Origin of the sequence: uncultured Nisaea sp., assembly GCF_963974195.1 — a bacterium.
Lineage (GTDB): Bacteria > Pseudomonadota > Alphaproteobacteria > Thalassobaculales > Thalassobaculaceae > Nisaea.
Genome location: NZ_CAXBDC010000081.1, coordinates 1 through 21,195, shown reverse-complemented (window position 1 = coordinate 21,195; position 21,195 = coordinate 1). Strand labels below are relative to the sequence as shown.

Genomic DNA, 21,195 nt, shown 5'->3' with positions numbered 1-21,195 from the left:
TAGCTCAGCTGGATAGAGCGCTGCCCTCCGAAGGCAGAGGTCACAGGTTCGAATCCTGTCGGGTGCACCAAATATCTTGATCTTCAACGACTTGCTGATTAGTCGCGCGGTCCTCGAGGGCATGCGCGTTTACAGTCCCTCAGGCAAGCGGGCTGAATTGAAAAGCAGACGACAGATCAGAGGAACTTTTTCCAGAACGGCTCATCCGAATCATCACCAATTTTGATCGCCGCATCCGGATCGACGCCCAATGCCTGTAATTCCGGTCGGAATTCCAACGCTGTCGTAAGGCAGCGTTCCTTGACATAGAAATGCGGGTTTCTGCCACAGGAAAGCAATGCCGGCAAAATACGCTTCACAGAACGAGCCCTGATTGCAAGCTCCAGTGCAAGATCAGGCACCCATTCGGCACCATACCGCATTTCGATAGCGGAGAGCGTCTCAGCGGCTTTGTCATGCGCCCCCATTTTGGCTTGGGTGAGAGCCAGCAGGCGGTCAACCCTGGCCGCAGCTTCGTTCCCACGTCGGGCAATCTTGAAATTCTCGAGGGCATCGCTGAACCGTTCCTGCTCGGCCCTTACTCTGGCAAAGGCGGTCCACCCAAGAGCGTAATTCTGCCCTTTCCGATCCTTGATAGCGGCCAGAGCCTGTTTTCCAAGACCGGAAAGCTCACCAGATATGTCCACGGTTGGCTGATGCTCAACCGGCTTGGAGTCCACAAGATCGGAAGGAATGATCGTGCTGAAAAACCCACCTATTGCATCGCCGACCTTCTTGCCCAGCTTCTCACCGGCAGACTTGCCGTCCTCTGCGCCGCATCCTTCTTTTGTCCGCAATGGATTTCTCTTTACCAGCGCCACTTCCAGACTATTCTCAACTGCGCGGGCAGCTTCCAGTTCCGCGTATTTGGCGGGAAGGCCGCTTTCAGGTGTGCCAAGGTAATCTACGAAATCTATTTTAGTTGCCAAGCTTTTGTACTTGAGAGTTTCCTTCAATATAGTCTCGATCTTTTCGATTCTCTTCTCGATCGTCGGATGAGATTCTGCAAATTCGCAGAAAGTGGCCACCATACCTTCTCCGGCGAGGTCGAAAATCAAGTCAGTCGGATCGAATGGCAAGATCCCGCTCCCGATACCTTCCTGGTATTTTTTCCCTATCTTGAAAATGACCTTCGCGGCATTCGCGGCGCTACGGATCGCATCTGCTGTCTGTACGTAAACCGCCTGCCTTTGTTTTTTAAGATCCTGTAAGATTTCCAAAGATTGGTCGGGGCTATATTTCGCGCGCCACATCGTCTCGAGAGCAACCTCGTCAGCTTCAAGTTCTTGCTCGCGATTAAAAGCGTGCATCAGGATGCCCGTCTGCACGGCCTGCAATGCTTTCACCGAAGCAATCAGTGCCGAGATGCCCTGATCGAGGCTTTCCGTGTCATCCGCGGACAAAGCAAGCCCAGCACTTTTGATTTCTGCCACTAATTCTTGTGCGGCCCCGAGCAGCCCCAGAAAGCGCCGCACGGCATTATCCAGATCATTCGCCGTGCGCTCATTACCGAGATGATCGTGTTGAAGATGTGCCAACTCATGCGCGAGCACGAACGCAATCACATCATCAGATTGCTCATTTCTGAAGACATCCTGCAGCAACCCAATACCGATAAAAATATCGCCGCTTTCAGTCGCCATCGCACCACTACTGTCTGTGGTGATGAAAATGTCCGGTCGGATCGCCGCACTGGACGGATCGGAATGGGACAGAAGCTTGGCAGCAATATCCCGCAACCGCTCCCGGACGTCTGGCAGGTCAACCATTGCTTCCGGTCCGTCAACCGCCAGCGGCGCACGCGGTTGCTCCGCAGCCGGAGCGAGTTCTAGACGCACCGCACCTTTGGCGCCGAAACTTGTCGACGAGAGAAAAGCCGCGAGAAGAACAAGCTTAAGAACTCGAAAGTAGGGTTTCCACATCACTTTTTCCCGCGTCCGCCCGGCCAAACCGGCGCATTCCTAGAAAATATATTAAAAAATCAATTCACGTTGCCTGCGCATGGATCCGTTGGAGCTCCACCAAGTTGAGCCCCACTCGCCGCCTTGCCCGATTTCTTCGCTGCCGTCACACCGGCGGAACGGGGAGCCAGCACAACATCGGCGACCCTGACCCATCTGGTTGGTGCGCTCGCAGGGATACCTGCAGTGCGAGCCCCGCGATTGAAAGCAACCTCCGAGACCGGACCAAGGTCCTTCACCGCGATCTTCTCAAGAAGGTGTGCGCGGTTATTCTCCGCGACAATATCGATCATCGTATCCGTACTTCCTCGTACGCAAAGAATCTTGCGCTTCGGATAGTCGGCGAGGACAGTTTCCGGAAAAGCCAGAGCCAAGACGAGAAGGACCGCAGTGGCTACTATTGAGTAGCGCGCGAAACGATTTGTATTTTGCATAACAATCGGTCCTTTTTAGTGAAATATTTACCTGATTTTAACCACTCTTTTATCGCGAACTCAACACTGCAATTGCCTCATTTGCGCGTACGTCGCTCGATATATCCAGCGAGGCCCCAGTGATAAACAGCGGCGATGGAAAGTACGATCAACCCGCCAAACAGGGCCATGGCGACGAACCAGAGATGCCAGTAAAAAGGCCTCCCTCCAAGGGCTATCGCGGTCGGAATCAGAATGAAACAGATGACAACAAGAATAAAAAATACACGGCGCGATAAAAGCATCCCGATGAGCGAGGAAGCGCCGTCAGATAAACTCTCAACCAGACGGACCGAATAGGTAGCAGCGATGCCAAACCCGATGGAAATTATGTCCGGGACTGGTGCGTTCAACCACCATCTCGCAATAATGCATCCAGCCAACGCGATCAGCACGAAAACAAACTGAAATATGATCAGCCCGTCAGCGGCATTTTCATAATCGGCTTTGGCACCCCGCCCCCACAGCGCCGGCGACCTGATATCCACCTCCTTGGTCTCTGAGACATTGCGCGCGCAGTCAGCAGTACCGAAATCAAAAACATGCGAAAAGCGGAACCACGAGCATCTATAGGGAAACGCTTCGAACAGCATAATCCCCACGAGCAGCATTCCGATCTCGAGCAAAAGGAGTTTGTTTATCGCTCCGACGCTCGCGTAGTCCGAGAGATAATCCTCCCCACGCCATATTAATGACTGTAACGCAACGCTGTGCAGGCGTGCCCCGGGGACCATCCCCGTGGTCGGTGAATGGTGCCAGTCGGCCCCGTTCTCATATGCCGTCCCAACGATCACGGCTGATCCGAACAGCGCATTCCGAAAGGTATCGTTCCAATAATCGGGTCTTTCATACTCACTCAGCCAGCCATCCCAAACCGCCGGCATCAAACATTCCGGGTCCGGGATACGGTCATGGGCGCTGTCTACCGGCACCACGAGCTGGAGAAAGAGCTGGTCGACCACGTCCTCCAGCATCACATTCCATTGCGACCAGGGATCCGGATCCTGCTCTACGACACGTAAATGCTCTCGCTCATTCCCTTCTTCATTCCCGCCCAGGCAGCGCTCGCGCATGGAGCGCCCGTAAACGGCGGGCAGCATATGCACCCAGTCGAGCGCCATCGCGCTGCGCGCGGCAATTTCCTTGCCGCGCTCCGGCTTCAGACTGTCCGCCCAGCGGCAACTGTCGAGATCACGGACCACCGCATTCTCATGCGTGCACCAGGCTCGCAGCATTTCCACCGCCGGCGCGTAGCGCCAGCGATCAGACTTTTCCGTATCTTTCAACCAGGCGAACGGATCGTGAAGCCTGTCCACCGTCACGGGATAAGTCCCGAGAAGCGGCTGCCATTCCGTCTGTAAAACGGCCGCCACATCGGACAGACATGGCCGAATTGTATGACGCGCGTCACGGTGGGCAAGAGCGGGCAGCTTGTCCGCACGCCCATCCCAGAGCATTTCAGAAGTATGTCGGGTTACAAGCGGCGCATGCCCCGCAACGAAGAGATAGGGACGTGAGTCCGCCTTAGCGCTCTCTTCGTTCTGTTGATCCGGATCTTTCTGGCCGTCCTCCTCTTCCGGATCGCCGGACATCTCCGGCTTACGAACGATCCTGTTCCACTCCGGGATCACATCGCCGCAAAAATCATGCGAATAGGAAAACTCGTTGATAAAACGGATGTCGATGAAAATGACCGACACCCCTTGCTCAGCCAGATATCTCAGAAGCCCGGTTATGTCCTCCAGGGGCAATCCGAGAATGGCACCATCAAGAGAGGCTTCCTGGCGTCCCGTATTGGCGGCAAGCTCATCGAAAAGTATGAGATGAATGGGGGTCCATTTAGAGAGATGATTGTCGAGAAACTCTTCCGGAGGCTCACCTTCCGGCAACTTTCCTCCGTTCCGGCTCGCGATCTGTTCGGCGACCTGCTTTGCCGTCTGATGGACGCGCGGATCGCCCCAATCCCAGATCCCAGGCACGGGAGGCACCTTCCGCAAAATGCGCTCCACCGTATCGCGCATCAGCATTGTGCTCGCGGAACGCATGCCGAGCGGGTCCATCACGGACATCACAACGAGAAGCGCAATCGCTATGATCGCGTGAGAGATAACGCTTTTCAGATAGCCGCCCCGCTTTGAATACATCACGTCCTCTCGCCCTGCATACAATTAAAGCGCGAGACCGGGGACTCGGCAATCCCGGAAAAACAAAGTGCAATACGAGGGTGATATAGAATTCAGCTTCAAGCACACAGAAAACCCGCCCCGCCAGCTTTTCCTCTTATCATGGCGCGGTTACCGTGCCGAACGGTCTCATTTCAACGCAGGGAGCACCCGCGTGCGTTTTGCATTTTTCGCTGCGATCACCGCAGCCGCGTTTATCTCCATAGGCCTGGCCCTGTCCGGCCTGGTCTGGGCGTGGATTGCCTTTGCCGTCGCCACACCGCTTGCATTACTTGGCATCAGAGACCTGTTGCAGAGTCGTCACAGCCTGTTGCGGAACTATCCGGTCATCGCCCATATGCGCTGGCTGTTCGAGGGGATCCGCCCGGAAATCCGTCAGTACCTGATCGAAAGCGACGCCGACGCCTACCCCTTCAACAGGGAACAACGCTCACTCGTCTATCAACGCGCCAAGCAGGAGCAAGAAACGGTTCCTTTCGGCACGCAACTGGATGTCTACAAGGCCGGATACGGATATTTCACGCATTCCCTGGCGCCGGTGCATCTGGAGCAGCACAACTTTCGGCGCCGCGTCGGCGGGCCTGACTGCGTGCAGCCTTATGACATTTCCCTGCTCAATATCTCGGGCATGAGCTTCGGCGCGATCAGCGCCAACGCGATCGAGGCATTGAACCGGGGAGCGGCGACCGGCGGCTTCGCGCACGATACCGGCGAGGGCTCGATCTCATCCTATCATCGCCGGCATGGCGGTGATCTGATCTGGCAAATCGCGTCGGGCTATTTCGGCTGCCGCACCGATGATGGCATGTTCGACCCGGAGAAATTTTCTGCAACCGCCGCCGATCCGCAGGTCAAGATGGTGGAGCTCAAGCTCTCCCAAGGCGCAAAGCCGGGCCATGGCGGCGTGCTGCCCGCTTCCAAGATCACGCCCGAGATTTCCGAGACGCGCGGCATTCCGATGGGGCGGGATTGCGTCTCGCCATCCGCGCATCCCGCGTTCTCGACACCGAACGAGCTTGTCGCTTTCCTTGCGGAATTACGCCGCTTGTCCGGCGGCAAGCCAGTCGGCTTCAAACTCTGCGTTGGCCATCTGCATGAGTTCATGGCGATCTGCAAAGCGATGATCGCGGCCGGAACCTACCCCGATTTCATCGTCGTCGACGGCAAGGAAGGCGGGACCGGCGCAGCCCCCGTGGAATTCACCGACCATCTCGGCATGCCACTGCGCGAAGGCCTGCATTTCGTCCACATGACACTTGTCGGCGCCGGAATCCGCGAGCATATCCGCATCGGCGCCAGCGGGAAGATCATCTCGGGCGCGGATATCGCCACCGCCCTCTCCCTCGGCGCAGACTGGTGCAACGCGGCCCGCGGCTTCATGTTCGCGGTCGGCTGCATCCAGGCCCGCTCATGCCACACCAACCGCTGCCCGACCGGCGTCGCGACCCAGGACCCGACACGCCAGCGCGGCCTCGTCGTCGAGGATAAATACAAAAGGGTCGCCAATTTCCACCGCAACACCCTGCGCGGCTTCGCCGAGATGCTGGGCGCCATGGGACTGGACGACCCAAGCCAGATCCGCCCCGAAACGCTGCATATCCGCGCGACCGATCCGGACAGCATCCTGCACCACCGGCTGAAGCCGGGTCAGCTCTTCGAGGAGGATTGCCCAAGCGCTTTCGCTGCCCCATGGAACCTCGCCCGCGTCGACACGTTCCGTCCGGCGGACGCGATGGATCTAAGGAATTCCGGCGCCCATGCGGCCACCGAGAAGCAGCCTTAGTCTTGCATGGGGAAGCCCCGGCACAGAAAGACAAGGGTCGACATCAAGACCATTCAACGGTCCGGAAATCCTTGCGCCGTCACTTTGAATTCGTTCAATCCGCACCTTCAACAAATACGGAATGGCTCACCAGGGTCTCCCCAGCCCAAAGGTGCATCATGTATTGCGGCGGCTCGGCCGTCAGCCGATAGGGCTCGGACGGCCTGAGATCAAAAGCGATCTGGTGCGAGGCGGACGGGGCCACCCGAACCGGCGCACCACCAATTGAGCCCTGTATAGCCCGATGCATATGCCCGCACAGCACGGCCTGGACCTGACCATGACGGGCAATCAGAACTTCCAGTTCGGGGCCGCCATGCAGCAGCCCCATCCGGTCCATGTCCTGAAATCCTGTCCTGATTGGAGGGTGATGCATGAAAATCAGGACCCGCTGACCGGCAAGCGCATCGAGTTGAGTTTCCAACCAAGCAAGGCGTTCCTTGCATAGCTCGCCGTGCGGTGCACCCTCGACAAGCGTATCAAGCCCCAGGATAGCCAGAGGGAAATCCCGGTTTACCTGACAGAGATGCCCCGATGATGTCTTGCCCACCATCTCGGGCAACTCCGCCAACAAGGGTTCACGGGCGTCATGGTTTCCGGGAACAGCCAGAACTGGAGCCCCCAAACTGCGCAAGGCACTGCCAATGTGAGCATATTCCGCCCGGGTAGCGTTCTCGCCCAGATCTCCCGAATGCAGGATCACATCCGGCCTCACCGGCTGGCGGGACAGGCTTTCCACCAGGCGCTCCAAAGCCGCCGACGTATCAAAATGACCGGCCAGCAATTGCCCGGGCACCAGGCAATGCGTGTCACTGATCTGCAAAATCAACAATTTCAACATCCTCCTGCACATTTCAGGCTGCATCCTCAAAACATACCCCAACCAGGGCCGTTACTTCATGATTATTCGAGGATTTAAATGTGAATTTCTTGGTTTTGTCACAAATGATTCATCGATCAAGATTAGCGTTCAATCGCAATACTCTCAGCGATGGGCGCCCTTGTTTCGCAAACCAAAGGACCAAAAATCCAAATAAACGGCCAATTATGCCACCAGAAACGCATATCACCTTCGCTCGGGGATGAATGACAACCTTGCGTATCTCGCACCAAAACCACACGAAAAGAGAGATTTGACAGATGAAATCCACAAAATCTGATATATCCCGACGCAGTGTGCTTGCCGCCGGCGCGGCCCTGCCCTTTACCGGCTTGCTTAGCGGACTGATCCGCCCGGCGAATGCTGCCGGTGGCGTCAAATTGCAATTCATGTATCCGGTCGGCGTTTCCGGCGACATCAACAAGATCATCTCCGGCATGATCACCGACTTCAACGCCCAAAACCCGGGCATCGAAGTCGAGGCGATCTATGCCGGGAGCTATGACAATACCGAGCAGAAAGTGATCACCAGCATAGGTGTCGGCGAGCCGCCGGCACTTTGGCTGCCGATCAACTCCGCCCTGCAGACATTCCTCGGCCTCGATGCGCTGGAAGACATCACTGCACAGGCAAAGGCCGACGACATCTACCAGGATTTCCTGCCCGGCTTCCTTGATACCTGCATCTCGGATGACCGCCTCTACGGGCTGCCCTACCAGCCGTCGACGCCAGTGCTGTATTTCAACAAACAGGCGTTCAAGGATGCCGGCATCACCAAGGCACCGGACACTTGGGACGAGTTGCTTGAGACCGCCCAGGCATTGACCCTCCGCGATGGCGACACGCTGAAGCGCTGGGGCCTGACTTTCGGCGGTGGCTGGCACGACTGGATTTTCGAGTGCTTCTGCCGTCAGAACGAACTGGTTCCGTGGACCAAGGACAAGGTCCTCTTTGATCGTCCGGAATCCGTAGACGCCCTGGAGTTCTGGGTGAAACTGGTGCAGTCGGGTGTCATGCCGGCCGCATCGACCTGGCAGGGATCGGCAAACGATTTCCTCGCTGGTCAGACCGCGATGCTCTACCACTCGACCGGCTCGCTGACCAACCTGCGCACCTCCGCGCCGTTCGATGTCGGCGTCGCCTTCATGCCGAAGAACAAGACCTACGGCGCCGCACAGGGCGGCGGGCCGCTGATGATCGCCAAGAACCAGAGCGACAAGCAGAAGGAAGCGAGCTGGACCTTCGCCCGCTGGATGACCAACACCGAGAACCAGGCCAAATGGAGCAAGGCCACGGGCTATCTCGCGGTGCGGAAATCCTCCTGGGAATCCGAGGACATGCAGTCCTATCTGCAGGATGTTCCGGAAGCCAAGATAGCGCTCGACCAGGCCGCCTATGCAGGCGCGTTCCTGCAGGTCCCGGGCTATCACCGGGTTCGCGAATTCCTGAAAGGCGCAATCGACCGTACGCTTGCGGGCGAGATCAAGGCCGACGCCGCGCTGGCGGATGCCACCAAGAACGCGAACCGCGAGATCGAGCGCGTTCTGCGGCGCATGAAGGGCTGATTTTCCGAAATCAATTTCGGAGACGGGGCGGATCTTCGGGTCCGCCCCAGCCTCTTTTGTCTTGTTGCATTGCCACGATCTCTTGGTCCTTTGGTCTTCCTGTTCCCGCATGAGAAATGAATGACAATGTCGAGAAGCTACGCACGGGCGCGCAGAAACGAGGCCCTTCTGGCCTATGCCCTGTTGGCCCCCTCGCTGGTTTTCCTGGCGATTTTCACCTACTGGCCGATCCTGCGCTCCATCTGGTTCAGCCTGCATGATGTCATGCTGGGCGACCCGAAGATCTTCTGGCTCGGCGCCGAGAACTACCTGCGCCTGCTCGACGATGCCCTGTTCTGGACCGTGCTCGGCAATACCGCCTTCTACACATTGACGACGATCCCGCTCTCCATCCTCGCGGCCCTGCTGCTGGCCGTCGCGCTGGACAGCAAGTTGCGCGGCATGTCGATCTATCGCTCCGCCTTTTTCTATCCCGTCATGATCCCCTCGGTCGCCGCCGGCATGGTCTGGGTCTTTCTCTATGCCCCGGGATACGGGCCGATCAACGAGGTGCTTTCAACCCTCGGCCTGCCCCGCCTCGACTGGCTCTATGACAGTGACTGGGCGCTGCCCGCCATCGTGATCATGAGCATCTGGAAATATTCGGGATATTTCATGCTGATCCTGCTGGCCGCCCTGAAACTGGTGCCGTCCGATTTGTATGAGGCCGCCCGTCTCGATGGCGTGAGTGCCGCGCAGAGACTGCTTCACATCACCATCCCGCTGATCTCGCCTACGCTCTATTTCGTCATCGTGATCGGGCTGCTGCACAGCTACCAGATCTTCGACTACGTCTACGTGATGACCCAGGGCGGGCCTGCCGACAGTACCAATGTGCTAACCTTCTATATCTATCAGAACGGCTTCCAGTATCAGGATATCGGCTATGCCTCGACCATCGCCAACACGCTGCTGCTGTTCGTGCTCGGTCTGATCGGCCTAGTCGCCCTGACGCTCGGCCGCCGGGTCCATTATCTTGGGGAGCGGTGACATGAGCGGGACAGTTCAAAACCCTTACGACCCACGGAGCATTCTGCGCCGCGCCAAATCTGGCTGGCTGCACGCCCTGATGGTGCCGCTGGCACTGCTCTGGTTGAGCCCGATGATCTGGATCGTGGTGACATCACTGAAAACCAAGAAGGAAGTGTTCGATCCGGATGCCGGATTTCTGCCCGCGGTTCTGAATTTCGCGAATTATCCGTCGACCCTCTCGGTGGCGCCCTTCGGCACTTACCTGATCAACTCGGTATTGGTGACCGGGTCCATCCTGACGGCGCAAATGGTGACCATTACGCTGGCGGCCTATGCCTTCGCGCGGCTTGAGTTTCCCGGCAAGAAGCTGCTTTTCACCCTGTTCCTTCTGCAGATCATGTTTCCGATCTATGCGATTTTCCTGACCAACTTCATCACCGTGCGCGAACTCGGTCTGGTCAACTCTCTGCCGGCGATGATCGTGCCGTTCGTCGCGTCCGGCTACGGCACCTTCATGCTCCGGCAGTCCTTCAAACAGGTCCCGTCAGAGCTTTCCGACGCGGCGCGACTCGATGGTTGCGGGCATCTCGGCATTCTCTGGCATGTCTATCTGCCACTGGTGCAACCGACCCTCATCGCCTTCGGCATTATTTCCGTCGTCACCCACTGGAACGACTATATGTGGCCTCTGCTGGTGACCAATTCGGACCATGTCCGGACTCTGCCTATCGGCCTTGGCCTGCTGGCGAAATCGGACAGCGGCGCCGACTGGACCCGGCTGATGGCCGGCACCACGATCGTCGTCTCCCCGCTGCTGCTGGCCTTCCTGATTTTCCAGCGGCGCTTCGTCGACAGTTTCATGCATAGCGGCGTCAAGTAACCGCCCGTTCCGGAGTTTCGTAATATGGCCAGCGTTGTTTTCGACACTGTCTGCAAATCATATGGCAGTCGCGCCACCGTTCATGATGTCAGCCTCGAGATCGAGGACAAGGAGTTCATGGTGCTGGTCGGCCCCTCGGGCTGCGGAAAATCGACCACCCTGCGGATGCTGGCTGGTCTTGAGGACATCACCAGCGGCCGGTTGCTGATCGGCGGTCAGGACATGACCCAGACGGCGCCGCAAAACCGCGATATCGCCATGGTGTTCCAGTCCTATGCGCTCTATCCGCACATGACCGCCCATCGCAACATGGCGTTTGGGCTGATGAAGACCACACGCCTTCCGAAAGAGGAAATCAATGCCCGGATTTCAGAGGTCGCCGGGATACTCAACATCACCGATCTGCTGGACCGCCGGCCGAAAGAAATGTCCGGCGGCGAACGCCAGCGTGTCGCCATCGGGCGGGCACTTGTGCGCCAACCGAAAGTGCTGTTGTTCGACGAACCGCTGTCCAATCTGGACGCCAAACTTCGGAACCGGATGCGCGGTGAGCTGAAGCGTCTGCATCAGGAACTCGACCTCACCATCGTCTATGTCACCCATGACCAGATCGAGGCCATGACCCTGGGCACACGCATCGCGATGATGAGCGAGGGCCGTTTGCAGCAGGTCGGCGCACCGATGGATATCTATCTCAATCCGTCCAACACCTTCGTCGCCACCTTCATCGGCTCGCCGGAAATGGGCTTGATGCCGTGCCGGCATGAGCAGGACGGAGTCCTTGCCCACGCCTCCTTCACAGAGGGTTTGCGGATCGGCCCGAGCGACATACCCCGATCGGTCATTCTCGGCATCCGGCCGGAGGAAGTTTCCTTCACGGCCGGTGCGGGCATGGCACGGGGCCAGGTCGTACGGGCCGAGTTGATCGGCGCCGAAGCGCTCGTAGAGGTCGCGCTCGGGCCGGACCTGATCACGGTGCGGAGTACCGTCGCGGATGCGCCCCTCGCAGGCAACGAGGTGGCACTTGATTTCGACCTGTCCCGCGCCCGGCTCTTTCATGGCGAGACCGGACAGGCTATCAAACTCTAGAACATTCATTCTTCGGGGGGCAGCGTGGCGCCCACGCTCAGACACCAGCAGATTTTCGCCTTGCTGCAAAAATACGGCAAGGCGTCGATCACGGAGCTGGCGACTCATTTCGACGTCTCGGACGAAACCATCCGGCGCGATCTGAAAGGATTGTCCGCCACCGGTGCCGTGGAGAAATTCCATGGTGGCGTCCGGTTGCCGGAAACCCGCACGGAACTGCCGTTCGACCGCCGGCTCCGGGAAAATACCGACGCCAAGACCCGGATCGCGCGGCGCGCGGCGGAATATATCAGCGACGAGGCGACGGTGATGCTCGACAACAGCTCGACCGCCTGCTTCCTCGCCCGCGAACTGGTCAACCGCGAACCCCTCACGATCATCACGATCTCTCTCGAGATCGCCCAAATTTTCGCAGCCGCCAGCAGCCGCCACCGTGTCATCCTGCCTGGCGGGGAGTTGCGCATCGCCGACCGGACCTTCGTCGGCGTCCAGACCATCGAGTTCCTGTCGCAGTTCACACCAAGCTATTTCGTGATGTCCTCCGTCGCCGCCACGGCACGGGGATGCCTCGACTACGACCTGTTCGAAGCGGAATTCAAACGGGCAATGATCCCGCTTGCCGACCAGACGGTGCTGTTGCTGGATTCCAGCAAATTCGACAAGTCAGGCCTGATCCATGTCAGCGAATGGGCGCAGATCGACGTCCTGGTCAGCGATAACGTCCCGAAGCAGATTGCCGATGATTTCGAGCACGGCCACCTTCTGCTCGCCGAGTAGCGGCTCCTTTCACAAGGCCGGTTACAAGCGCCGGGCAAGTGACTTCAGGTGAATTACCGACCCCATAATGCTCCGGGGAAACACCACTCCCGGACCAGGTCCGAGACATCACCCGCATTACGGAACGGGAGTTTTCCCGATCACATCTGTTGACCCGCGCGCGATTTCGGATATGAAACAATCCAAATCCTTTTCTTCAAGATGCGACCGTTACCCAGACGGGCGGCAAATTGAACGAACCTTTCGATAAATCAAAGAACACTCAAATCAGGAGGAAACCATGAAGCGTTGGATTTTGGGAGCCGTTGCGGCGGCCGCTCTGATGGCTGCGCCGGTTCAGGCTTTTGCCGAAACGACCATCCGGGTCACGCTGCAGCTTCCGGAAAAGCATTCCCTCGGCCAGAACTGGCTCGCCTTCAAGAAAATCGTCGAGGAAAAGTCCGGCGGCGATCTGCAGATCCAGCTCTTCCCGTCGGCCCAGCTTTTCAAGGACAAGGAAGTCCCCGGCGCGGTCGGCTCCGGCGCGGTTGAGGCCGGTTCCGTCTTCATCGGCCGGTTCGCAGGCTCCGTGCCGACGGTGGATGTCGTCTCCATTCCCTTCATCTTTGACAGCGAAGCCCATGTCCGTGCCGCCGTTGCACCGGACTCGGCAATGCGTAAAGAGCTGGATACCGCGATCCTGAAAGAGACCAACAACAAGGTTCTCTGGTGGCAAGCCTATGGCCTGAATGTCTATCTCGGCAAGGACGCACCGATCGTCGAGCCGGGCGACATCAAGGGCAAGAAGGTCCGGACCTACGGCAAGATCCAGGGCTGGACCGTCGAAGCCCTCGGCGGCGCACCGACCCTGATGTCCGGCTCCAAGCAGTTCCTGGCCTATCAGCAGGGCGCGGTCGATGTCGGCATGACCGGTGTCTCCGGCGTCAAATCCCGCAAGCTCTACGAAGTGATGGATCACCTGACCCTGACCTTCGACAGCGCCATCGAGTTCGTCGCCATCATGAACAACGATGTCTATGAGGGCCTGTCGGACGCCAACAAGAAGATCATCAATGACGCGGCCCGCGAAGTGGAGCAGAAGCTGCGCGACCAGATCTTCGCCCAGCAGGCGCAAGCCGTCGAGGAAGCCCGCGGCAAGATGAACGTCATCGAGCTGACCGCCGAGCAGCGTGCTGCCTGGGCGAAGGCAACGGCCAGCATCGTCGACCGCTTCGTCAAGGAAACCGGCGATGCCGGCGCCTCGGCCGTCAAGGCTGTCAAAGCCGCCATGTGATCGGATCGCTCTGATCCGAACCTGATTGCCGGAGGCGGCTTCTTCCCGCCTCCGGCAGCCCCGTTACCAACCCAGGCGCACACGAGAGAGACCCTGTATGTTCGTTCGGTGGATTGATGCCCTTTCCGAGTTCACCGGCAAGCTCTGCGCCTGGAGCCTGGTTGCCGTCGGCTTCTTCATCACCTTCGAGATCGTCATGCGGTACGTCTTCAACGCCCCCACCATCTGGGTCGACGAAGTCAGCCGCATCCTGCAGGTCTGGGTGGTCTATCTCGGCGCGGCCTTCGTGCTGAAGCACCGCGAGATGGTCACCATCGAGCTGATCCTGCGCAATCCGAACACGATCTGGCGGCGCCTGGCCGAAACCTTCGCCATCCTGGTGATGTTCCTGTTCGCCGGCACCGCAATCTATTTCGGCTTCTCGCTCTGGCTGCACGACACTTTGGCTGGCCATACCACCGACACCTATCTCGCCCCGCCGAAATGGTTCACCCAGGCGCCTGTCTGGCTCGGCAGCGCGCTGCTCGTGCTGCAGGGTCTGGCCCAGCTTGTCCGAGTCTGGACCGAAGAAATACCCGAAGACGATGTGCTGGAAGGCGCGCACTGATGGAAGCCTTCCTGATCCTGACAGCCCTGGTCGCCCTGCTGCTGCTGCGCACCCCCGTCGCCTTCGCCCTCGGCGGGCTTGGCGTCATCCTGCTGGCCCTGAAGGGCCTGCCCATGGTGGCGGTGCCGCAGCGTCTGCACGGCTCCATGGACAGCTTCGAGCTGCTGGCCGTGCCGATGTTCCTGCTGATGTCGAACGTGCTGCTGAAAGGTGGCGTCGGCCGCGATCTGTATGCCGCCGTGCAAAGCTGGGTCGGCCACTGGCCCGGCGGGCTCGGGGTGGCGACCATCCTGTCCTGCACCCTGTTCTCCGCCATCTCCGGCTCCTCCGTCGCGACCGCCGCGACCATCGGCACCGTCGCCATTCCGGAAATGGTGGCGCGCGGGTATGACAGGCGTTTTGTCTTCGGCATGCTGGCTGCGGGCGGCACCCTCGGCATCCTGATTCCGCCCTCGATCCCGCTGATCGTCTATGGCGTCATCTCGGAATCATCCATCCCGACCCTGTTCCTGGCCGGTATCGGTCCCGGACTGTTCCTGGCCACGGTCTTCACCATCTACGGCATGATCCATGCGCGCTTCTCCGGCACCTATGAGCCGATCGGCCGGGCGAGCTGGCGCGAGCGGGGCACGGCCACCCTGGGAGCCCTGCCAACCATTCTGCTGGCCACTGCCGTTGTCGGCTCGATCTATCTTGGCATTGCCACGCCATCGGAGAGCGCCGGACTCGGCTTCGTGTTCGCGCTGCTCATCACCTTCGCCATGGGCCGGATGGACTGGCCAAAACTGAAGGAAGCCGTGGAAGCCTCGCTCCGGACCTCCGTGATGGTGCTGATCATCGTTGCCGGCGCGAAGGTATTCTCCTACGCCATCACGCTGTACCTGATCCCGCAAAGCATCTCGGCTCTGCTGACCGAAAGCATCACGACGCCGGGTCTGTTCATGCTGGCGGTCGGGGCCGTGCTGCTGATCATGGGCTTCTTCCTGGAAAGCCTGTCGATGCTGCTGATCATGGTTCCGGTCATGCTGCCCGCCGTGCTCAACATGAATATCGACCCGATCTGGTTCGGCATCTTCTTCGTCGTGCTGATCGAGACCGCGCTGATCACACCGCCCGTGGGCATGAACCTGTTCGTGATCCAGGCTGTCGGCAAGGCCAGCCTGCAGGATGTCGCCCGGGGCGCGGTGCCGTTCGCCCTCATCATGCTGGCAACGGCCCTGCTGCTCTGGTTCTGGCCGGATCTGGCGCTCTACATACCGTACCAGCTGATGCGCTGAAAACCGGCCGCGTGAACGGCCGGAACTAATTTCCGTGTTCCGCCGGTCAGCGTTTTACTCCGCGGCAAGCCAGGCGAGAGCTTCTTCCAGCTTCAGGAATGCCCGGCGTTCCTGGGGCATCCGGTCAGTGCCGTAAACAGCCCAGAGCCGCGCCAGAAGCAGTGCTCCACGATCCCCCACCACGCTCGCAGACTTCGTATTTCTGCGGCCGGGATAGCGCCGGAGGAAAGTGTTGGTGATTTCCATTTCCGCCGTTGTGTATTGCGACAGATCAGCTTCCCGGAGATCCCACAGGACCGGGATTCCCGCCCCATATTCTTCATATGCATCAAGCGCTTCCATGCCTGCCCCGACGATTGCGCCGGTCAGTACCCCCTGAACTTTTATTGTCAGGAAATGAAAGCCGTTTCGATAGATGAGATCCGTTTCTATCACGCGCTTCATATACCCCTGTTTTTTTTACAAGAATATGCGCGTAATATGGTATGCGCAACAGTATTCCCATGACCGATGCGCAAACCAGCCTGAAAAATCAGCCGTCAGGGAATCGAAACAGGTAGCCAGCCTGTATCAGTAATTTTCGGCTGGGATAATCGGAAACCGGATCAGGATCTCGACACCCTCGCCCGGGGCGCTCTTGCAGCGGACGGTTCCCCGGAGAATCTGCGTGACGAGATTGAACAGAATGTGCATGCCAAGCCCGCTACCGCCCTGGCCGCGCTTTGTCGTGAAGAACGGGTCGAAGACCCTCTTCACGGTTTCCTCTTCCATGCCGATACCGTCATCCGTGTACCTCAGTTCGGCGGAACCGCTCTCCACCGACACCTCAATGACGATGCTGCCCTCCTCCCGCCCGGCAAAGCCGTGCAGAACGGAATTCATCACCAGATTCGTGACGATCTGGGCGAAGGCACCGGGATAGCTTTTCAGCGCTATATCCTCCGGCCCCACTATATCGACGGAGATTTTTCCGGATCCCAGATTCGGGCCAAGGCTATCGCTGATATCCCGCAGATACGCGACGAGATTGAATGTTCGTTCGGCTTCGCTGGCCTGATCTACAGCGATACTCTTGAAGCTTGAGATCAGTTTGGCGGCCCGCGCCAGATTCGAATCGACGAGGGTCATCCCCTCGATGATTTTTGTCAGTGCCGCCTCGAACTCGCTTCGCTTGAGTCCCCCGCCCTTGAACCCGTCCTGCAGCATATGCGCCGCGCTCAGCACGGTTGTCCCTGCGGTGACGCAAATCCCGACGGGTGTGTTTATCTCGTGAGCGATCCCCGCGACCATTGAGCCCAGCGATGCGAGACGTTCGGATTCAACGAGACTTTCCCGAGCCTGATACAGCTCCGAAATATCCGTCGTGGCGCCGGTATAGCCTTCAAAGACACCCTTGTTCCAAAGCGGGGTGGCATTGATACGATAGCACCCGACTGTATCGCCTAATTTGTAAACGGCCTCAAAATCCCGGACCGGCTCCCTGGCTTGATAGGCCGACAGCAGAGCCCGGCTTACTTCGGGATTGTCCCACACGCTCTTGTGATATTCGGCGATATCAAGCCCGACCAGCGAGGCACGCGTGCCCCCGGCCGGAACGGGGAAATTCTCGGACAGATACGTGAAACGGAGATTCTCGTCGCATTCCCAGAACCAGTCCGCGGAAGCATGCGCCAGGATCCGGAAACGCCGCTCGCTGACACGGAGCTCTTCCGTGCGTTCCTCTATTGTCTTCTCCAGATTGACCTTGGCCGCCTCCAGTTCCTTCTGGGTCTCGATCAGCTCAGTAACGTCGTACCGGAGAACGCCGAGCCCCTTGACCTCGTCGTTCCGGTCGATCAGTGGAAATCTGCTCAGCAGGACGTATTTCTGCCTGCCGTCCGGACCAGCCCGCGCGATCAGATCCTCATCTGTCTCGCGCCGATCCATCATCCGGATTTCCTGCTCGCCCACATCACCGGTAAAATCCTCTACGCCCATCAGCGCGAACATTTCCGACGTGGTTTTGCCAACGGCCTGGTCGGCGGAAAGCCCTATTTGCTCAAGCGCCGCCCTGTTGGCCCGGATCAAGCGGGTATCGCGATCCCGAACCATGATTCCATGACCGAAATTTTCAAACAGATTGCGCAACAGGTCTTCGGCATCCTGATGCTTCTGCTCAAGTCTTCGTTGATCCGTCATGTCCTGGCGCAGCACAATGATCCCGCCATGGGGCATTTTGCTCTCGCTCGTCAGACAAATCCGGTCACCGAGCTTCTGCTCGAACGGCACCCCCGTAGCGTCTCTGTGCCGGCGCATCCGGTCTTCGGAAAATGCCCCGTACTGCGCGGGCGCAACGCCTGTAATCAGGCCGCTCGCGAGCGTTTCAGACATGATCTGCCGGAAGCTCAGCCCAATGGCGAGCGCCGGGTCATTGCTAAATGACGGGTTGAACCGGGCATATTGCTTGTTGCAGATGACCAGGCGATCAGCCTCGTCAAAGACAGCGAAGCCGACAGGCATCGCCATGATCGCTTCCCTGAGGGTGGCCTCAAGCCGCGATGACCTGCTCCGTTCGGCCGAAAGAGCTGCTTCAACCGCTTTCTGGTCAGTCACGTCGAACGCTATGGTGCCCAGGCCGACAACGTCGCCTTTGTCGTTCTTCGCCGGGAATTTCACAAGATAGCGCTGGTGCGTATTTCCGGCCCGAACAATCTGGATTTCCCGCGTCGCAACCCTGCCCGTTTTGGCGACAAGAGCTTCCATGGACCGAATGTCCGATGAAATTTCACCCGCCCCCTGCAACACAGAGGCCCCGGTCTTGCCCACGATTTCCCCGGCGGATTTGCCGAACCAGTCGCAATAGGCCTGATTCAGCATCAGATACCGGCCGTTCGTATCCTTCAGGTTCATGCAGATGGGGGAATGCTCAAAGAGAGCGCCAAGCCGGAGTTCCGAATCCCGCAGATCAGCAAGGATGCGTTCGGTGGATCTTGCCCTGACGACAAGAACCATCGCGCACATAAAAGCTGCCGCCGCCACGACGATGGCGACAGTCAGAATGTCGGCGCTCTGATAATCGCCATTACCCCATTCGAATGCGAGGATCGCAGCCAGAGCAAAATTGAGGCCTCCGACCAGGATCGACAATCTGTGCATCGGGTGAGCCCCCAGGTTACAAGTGCTGCTATTCTGGTAAGAATCGCGGCAAGAATTCAGTCGCGGGCAATTAAATAACCTGCAGGTCTTTTTGGCAAAACAATCACTCTGGCTTAGATAAAGCCTGACTGTGCTCCTTCCTGTTTTTCATCTGCTGCTTGAACTGCAACCAGGGTAAAACCGCCGTAAAATAAAGCGCGATCAGCAACCCTTCCCAACGCTTCTGCCGTAAATCCCAAACGAGATTGCGGCTCCATATCTGCTTTAGAAGCGTCCAGGTTTGCCGGATAGTCCGGCGAATCTTTCTCGGCTCCGGCCGAACCCAGCTCATGTAGGTCTGATAACGCCAGAAGGTGTTCGCGATGGACCGGAAATTATCCCGCCGCAAGTGATGGACGAATGCCTTGGGCTGATAAAGCAGCTTTGCGTCCGGCACTTTTGCGTACATCCGCGTACAGATCTCGAAATCTTCGCCATTCGTCCGAAGACTTGTCGGATAGGGGCCCGTGGCCTGAAGGGCCTCCCTCCGGAAGACCGTGTTCGCACCGAACAGGAAACGGGGATTGGTAACAACATTCCTGCCGTAATGCTGTCGCATGTGATAGGTGCGCCAGCGGTCGGGAATGGTTCCGCGCTCGGCCTCATTCACGGCACCGGCAACACCGCTGAGCTGCGGATCGCGCTCCATTTCTGCCGCAAGGATTTCGAGCCATAACGGATCGGCAGCGCAGTCGGAATCAATCGACGCGACAAGGTCCCCCTTGCTGAAGCGAATTCCGGAATTGCGCGCCGTCGCCAACCCCTTGTTCTTCGTATGCTGAACGATCTTGATGCCGGGGAAGCGCTTGGCGATATCTAACGAGCGATCCGTGCTGCCGTCATCCACCACCAATATTTCATCCGGCTTCCGGCGCTGCGCGATAAGTGAGGCAATACACGGAGCAATGGTCCGCTCTGCGTTATAGCACGGCACGTAGACAGAGATTTTGAGAGACACAGCTGGTCCTGTAACGATGTGCGGGAGGCCGGAGATCAGCTATTGGCGATCAGCTCTGCCCGAAGAGGAAACCGAGAAGCGCGAAACGGCGCCCCTTGCGCATATGCAGAACCTCATGCAGCAGCGAGCATGAAAACACGATGGCCGCGCCTGCCGGAGGTTTATAGGACTGCTCGCTGAATTCCGGAAACCAGATCTCTCCGCCTTCGTACTGATCGGAATTCAGGTTGATGGTCACGGCAAACCGGCGATAGGCAACCATCGGGTCCGTATTGTCCCGGTGACCGTGCAGGCGCCCCCCGCGCTCGCCCTCGTAACAGGCAATGCGGTAGCGCTCATGACGGGTGACCTTGTAGTGAAACGATTTCTGCAGCTCCGGCAGCAATCGGCTGGAAATCCGCTCGTCGATATAATTCTGCGTTTCGGGATTGATGACCCAGTGATCGATCCGGTCGCCGCGGCCATATTCCGGGATCCGCATCTTGCAGTCCGTGGTCCGGTTCTGCAGCGTATTGTGCCCCGGCTCGACATATTCCTGGCCCTGCATGGCATAGACACTCATCAGGTGCGCGCAGTCGGCCGGGCTGAACACGTCCGGCACCAGCAACACCGGCGGATGCATGCGATAGGGCTGTTCGGCCCGCAGCGCGGACTGGGCCTCAAGCACACTGCCGACGATCTCCGGGTGATCCGGCTTGTCCGCGTCCAGCAGCCTCAGGATATGCCGGTTCGGTGCGATCAGCACCGTGGCCGGTCCCGCATTCAGCGGCCGGCCGAACGGCGCCTGCTGCCCGAAGGCCGCAAAAGCCTTGCCATCGGCATCCATCAGGATCGAGGCCTCGGCAACAGGTTTGGGAAGATCCGGTTTCTTCTTGCCCGGCGCGACATAATAGATCTGCGCCCCGTGCTCCGCGAACCGTTCGCGCGCGGCTTCGAAAGCCGATGCCGTCGCCTTGTTCGCCGCCGCATCGTGCCCGAGAAACACCAGAATATTGAAGTCTCCGGACACTTCGTCCGCGAGCAGATTGAACGCATCCCCGGCGCAGCGCGGAAGCTTCACGGGAGCCGCGATATCGCCCTGTTCAATTTTGCGGATCGCACTTCCAGCCTGTATGGACATCGCCCAACCTCATAGCCATTCCTGAGCCGGAAGTGTGCCGATTCAGGCCCGGAAAGCAAGCGTTCAGGCGTGTTGTTCCAAAATGCAAACGGGCCCGCCAATGGCG

General features: G+C 58.7%; 17 protein-coding genes and 1 tRNA gene. 10 read left to right on the top strand and 8 right to left on the bottom strand.

Going from position 1 to position 21,195, the window contains the following annotated elements:
* Position 1 precedes the first annotated feature (1 nt).
* Positions 2-70 (top strand) — tRNA-Arg (locus AAC126_RS16375).
* A 106-nt stretch (positions 71-176) separates the two neighbouring features.
* Here AAC126_RS16375 and AAC126_RS16370 read toward each other — a convergent pair.
* The 3 genes from AAC126_RS16370 to AAC126_RS16360 form a co-directional block, all read right to left on the bottom strand.
* Positions 177-1,961 carry a M48 family metalloprotease gene (locus AAC126_RS16370; RefSeq protein WP_339855199.1) on the bottom strand — a complete coding sequence of 595 codons (1,785 nt, stop codon included), beginning with the start codon at positions 1,959-1,961 and terminating at the stop codon, positions 177-179.
* 59 nt (positions 1,962-2,020) lie between these two features.
* Positions 2,021-2,293 carry a hypothetical protein gene (locus AAC126_RS16365; protein WP_339855197.1) on the bottom strand — a complete coding sequence of 91 codons (273 nt, stop codon included), beginning with the start codon at positions 2,291-2,293 and terminating at the stop codon, positions 2,021-2,023.
* Between the two features lie 218 nt (positions 2,294-2,511).
* The gene (locus tag AAC126_RS16360; protein WP_339855195.1) at positions 2,512-4,620 is read right to left on the bottom strand and encodes a hypothetical protein; all 2,109 of its coding nucleotides are present in this window, start codon (positions 4,618-4,620) and stop codon (positions 2,512-2,514) included.
* A 190-nt stretch (positions 4,621-4,810) separates the two neighbouring features.
* Between AAC126_RS16360 and AAC126_RS16355 the strand changes: the two genes are divergently transcribed.
* Positions 4,811-6,439: an FMN-binding glutamate synthase family protein gene (locus tag AAC126_RS16355; RefSeq protein ID WP_339855193.1), complete on the top strand. Its 1,629-nt coding sequence runs from the start codon at positions 4,811-4,813 to the stop codon at positions 6,437-6,439.
* A gap of 94 nt (positions 6,440-6,533) precedes the next feature.
* Here the strand turns inward: AAC126_RS16355 and AAC126_RS16350 are convergent, their stop codons facing one another.
* On the bottom strand, positions 6,534-7,343 hold the full coding sequence (locus AAC126_RS16350) for a phosphodiesterase (RefSeq protein WP_339855191.1): 810 nt from the start codon (positions 7,341-7,343) through the stop codon (positions 6,534-6,536).
* Positions 7,344-7,618: 275 nt separating this feature from the next.
* Here AAC126_RS16350 and AAC126_RS16345 point away from each other — a divergent pair, with 275 nt between their 5' ends.
* The 8 genes from AAC126_RS16345 (at position 7,619) to AAC126_RS16310 (ending at position 15,837) form a co-directional block, all read left to right on the top strand.
* On the top strand, positions 7,619-8,923 hold the full coding sequence (locus tag AAC126_RS16345) for an ABC transporter substrate-binding protein (RefSeq protein WP_339855189.1): 1,305 nt from the start codon (positions 7,619-7,621) through the stop codon (positions 8,921-8,923).
* 120 nt (positions 8,924-9,043) lie between these two features.
* Positions 9,044-9,952: a sugar ABC transporter permease gene (locus AAC126_RS16340; RefSeq protein WP_339855187.1), complete on the top strand. Its 909-nt coding sequence runs from the start codon at positions 9,044-9,046 to the stop codon at positions 9,950-9,952.
* A gap of 1 nt (position 9,953) precedes the next feature.
* Positions 9,954-10,814: a carbohydrate ABC transporter permease gene (locus tag AAC126_RS16335; protein ID WP_339855184.1), complete on the top strand. Its 861-nt coding sequence runs from the start codon at positions 9,954-9,956 to the stop codon at positions 10,812-10,814.
* Between the two features lie 24 nt (positions 10,815-10,838).
* Positions 10,839-11,903 (top strand): ABC transporter ATP-binding protein, encoded by a 1,065-nt coding sequence (locus tag AAC126_RS16330; protein ID WP_339855182.1) that lies wholly within the window; start codon positions 10,839-10,841, stop codon positions 11,901-11,903.
* Positions 11,904-11,927: 24 nt separating this feature from the next.
* Positions 11,928-12,680, top strand: a complete 753-nt coding sequence (locus AAC126_RS16325) for a DeoR/GlpR family DNA-binding transcription regulator (RefSeq protein WP_339855180.1) — start codon at positions 11,928-11,930, stop codon at positions 12,678-12,680.
* A 280-nt stretch (positions 12,681-12,960) separates the two neighbouring features.
* Positions 12,961-13,953 (top strand): TRAP transporter substrate-binding protein DctP, encoded by a 993-nt coding sequence (gene dctP / locus AAC126_RS16320; RefSeq protein WP_339855178.1) that lies wholly within the window; start codon positions 12,961-12,963, stop codon positions 13,951-13,953.
* Positions 13,954-14,050: 97 nt separating this feature from the next.
* Positions 14,051-14,560, top strand: a complete 510-nt coding sequence (locus tag AAC126_RS16315; RefSeq protein ID WP_339855177.1) for a TRAP transporter small permease — start codon at positions 14,051-14,053, stop codon at positions 14,558-14,560.
* Positions 14,560-15,837 carry a TRAP transporter large permease subunit gene (locus tag AAC126_RS16310; RefSeq protein WP_339855175.1) on the top strand — a complete coding sequence of 426 codons (1,278 nt, stop codon included), beginning with the start codon at positions 14,560-14,562 and terminating at the stop codon, positions 15,835-15,837. The genes AAC126_RS16315 and AAC126_RS16310 overlap by 1 nt, the downstream gene beginning before the upstream one ends.
* Positions 15,838-15,891: 54 nt before the next feature.
* On the opposite strand, the gene AAC126_RS16305 is transcribed toward AAC126_RS16310, so the two are convergent.
* The 4 genes from AAC126_RS16305 to AAC126_RS16290 form a co-directional block, all read right to left on the bottom strand.
* Positions 15,892-16,281, bottom strand: a complete 390-nt coding sequence (locus AAC126_RS16305; RefSeq protein ID WP_339855173.1) for a hypothetical protein — start codon at positions 16,279-16,281, stop codon at positions 15,892-15,894.
* 126 nt (positions 16,282-16,407) lie between these two features.
* Entirely contained in the window at positions 16,408-18,972 is a 2,565-nt protein-coding gene (locus tag AAC126_RS16300) for a PAS domain-containing protein (RefSeq protein ID WP_339855172.1), read from the bottom strand.
* A gap of 103 nt (positions 18,973-19,075) precedes the next feature.
* Positions 19,076-19,969, bottom strand: a complete 894-nt coding sequence (locus tag AAC126_RS16295; protein ID WP_339855170.1) for a glycosyltransferase family 2 protein — start codon at positions 19,967-19,969, stop codon at positions 19,076-19,078.
* Positions 19,970-20,018: 49 nt separating this feature from the next.
* The gene (locus AAC126_RS16290; protein ID WP_339855168.1) at positions 20,019-21,089 is read right to left on the bottom strand and encodes a 2OG-Fe(II) oxygenase; all 1,071 of its coding nucleotides are present in this window, start codon (positions 21,087-21,089) and stop codon (positions 20,019-20,021) included.
* Positions 21,090-21,195 lie beyond the last annotated feature (106 nt).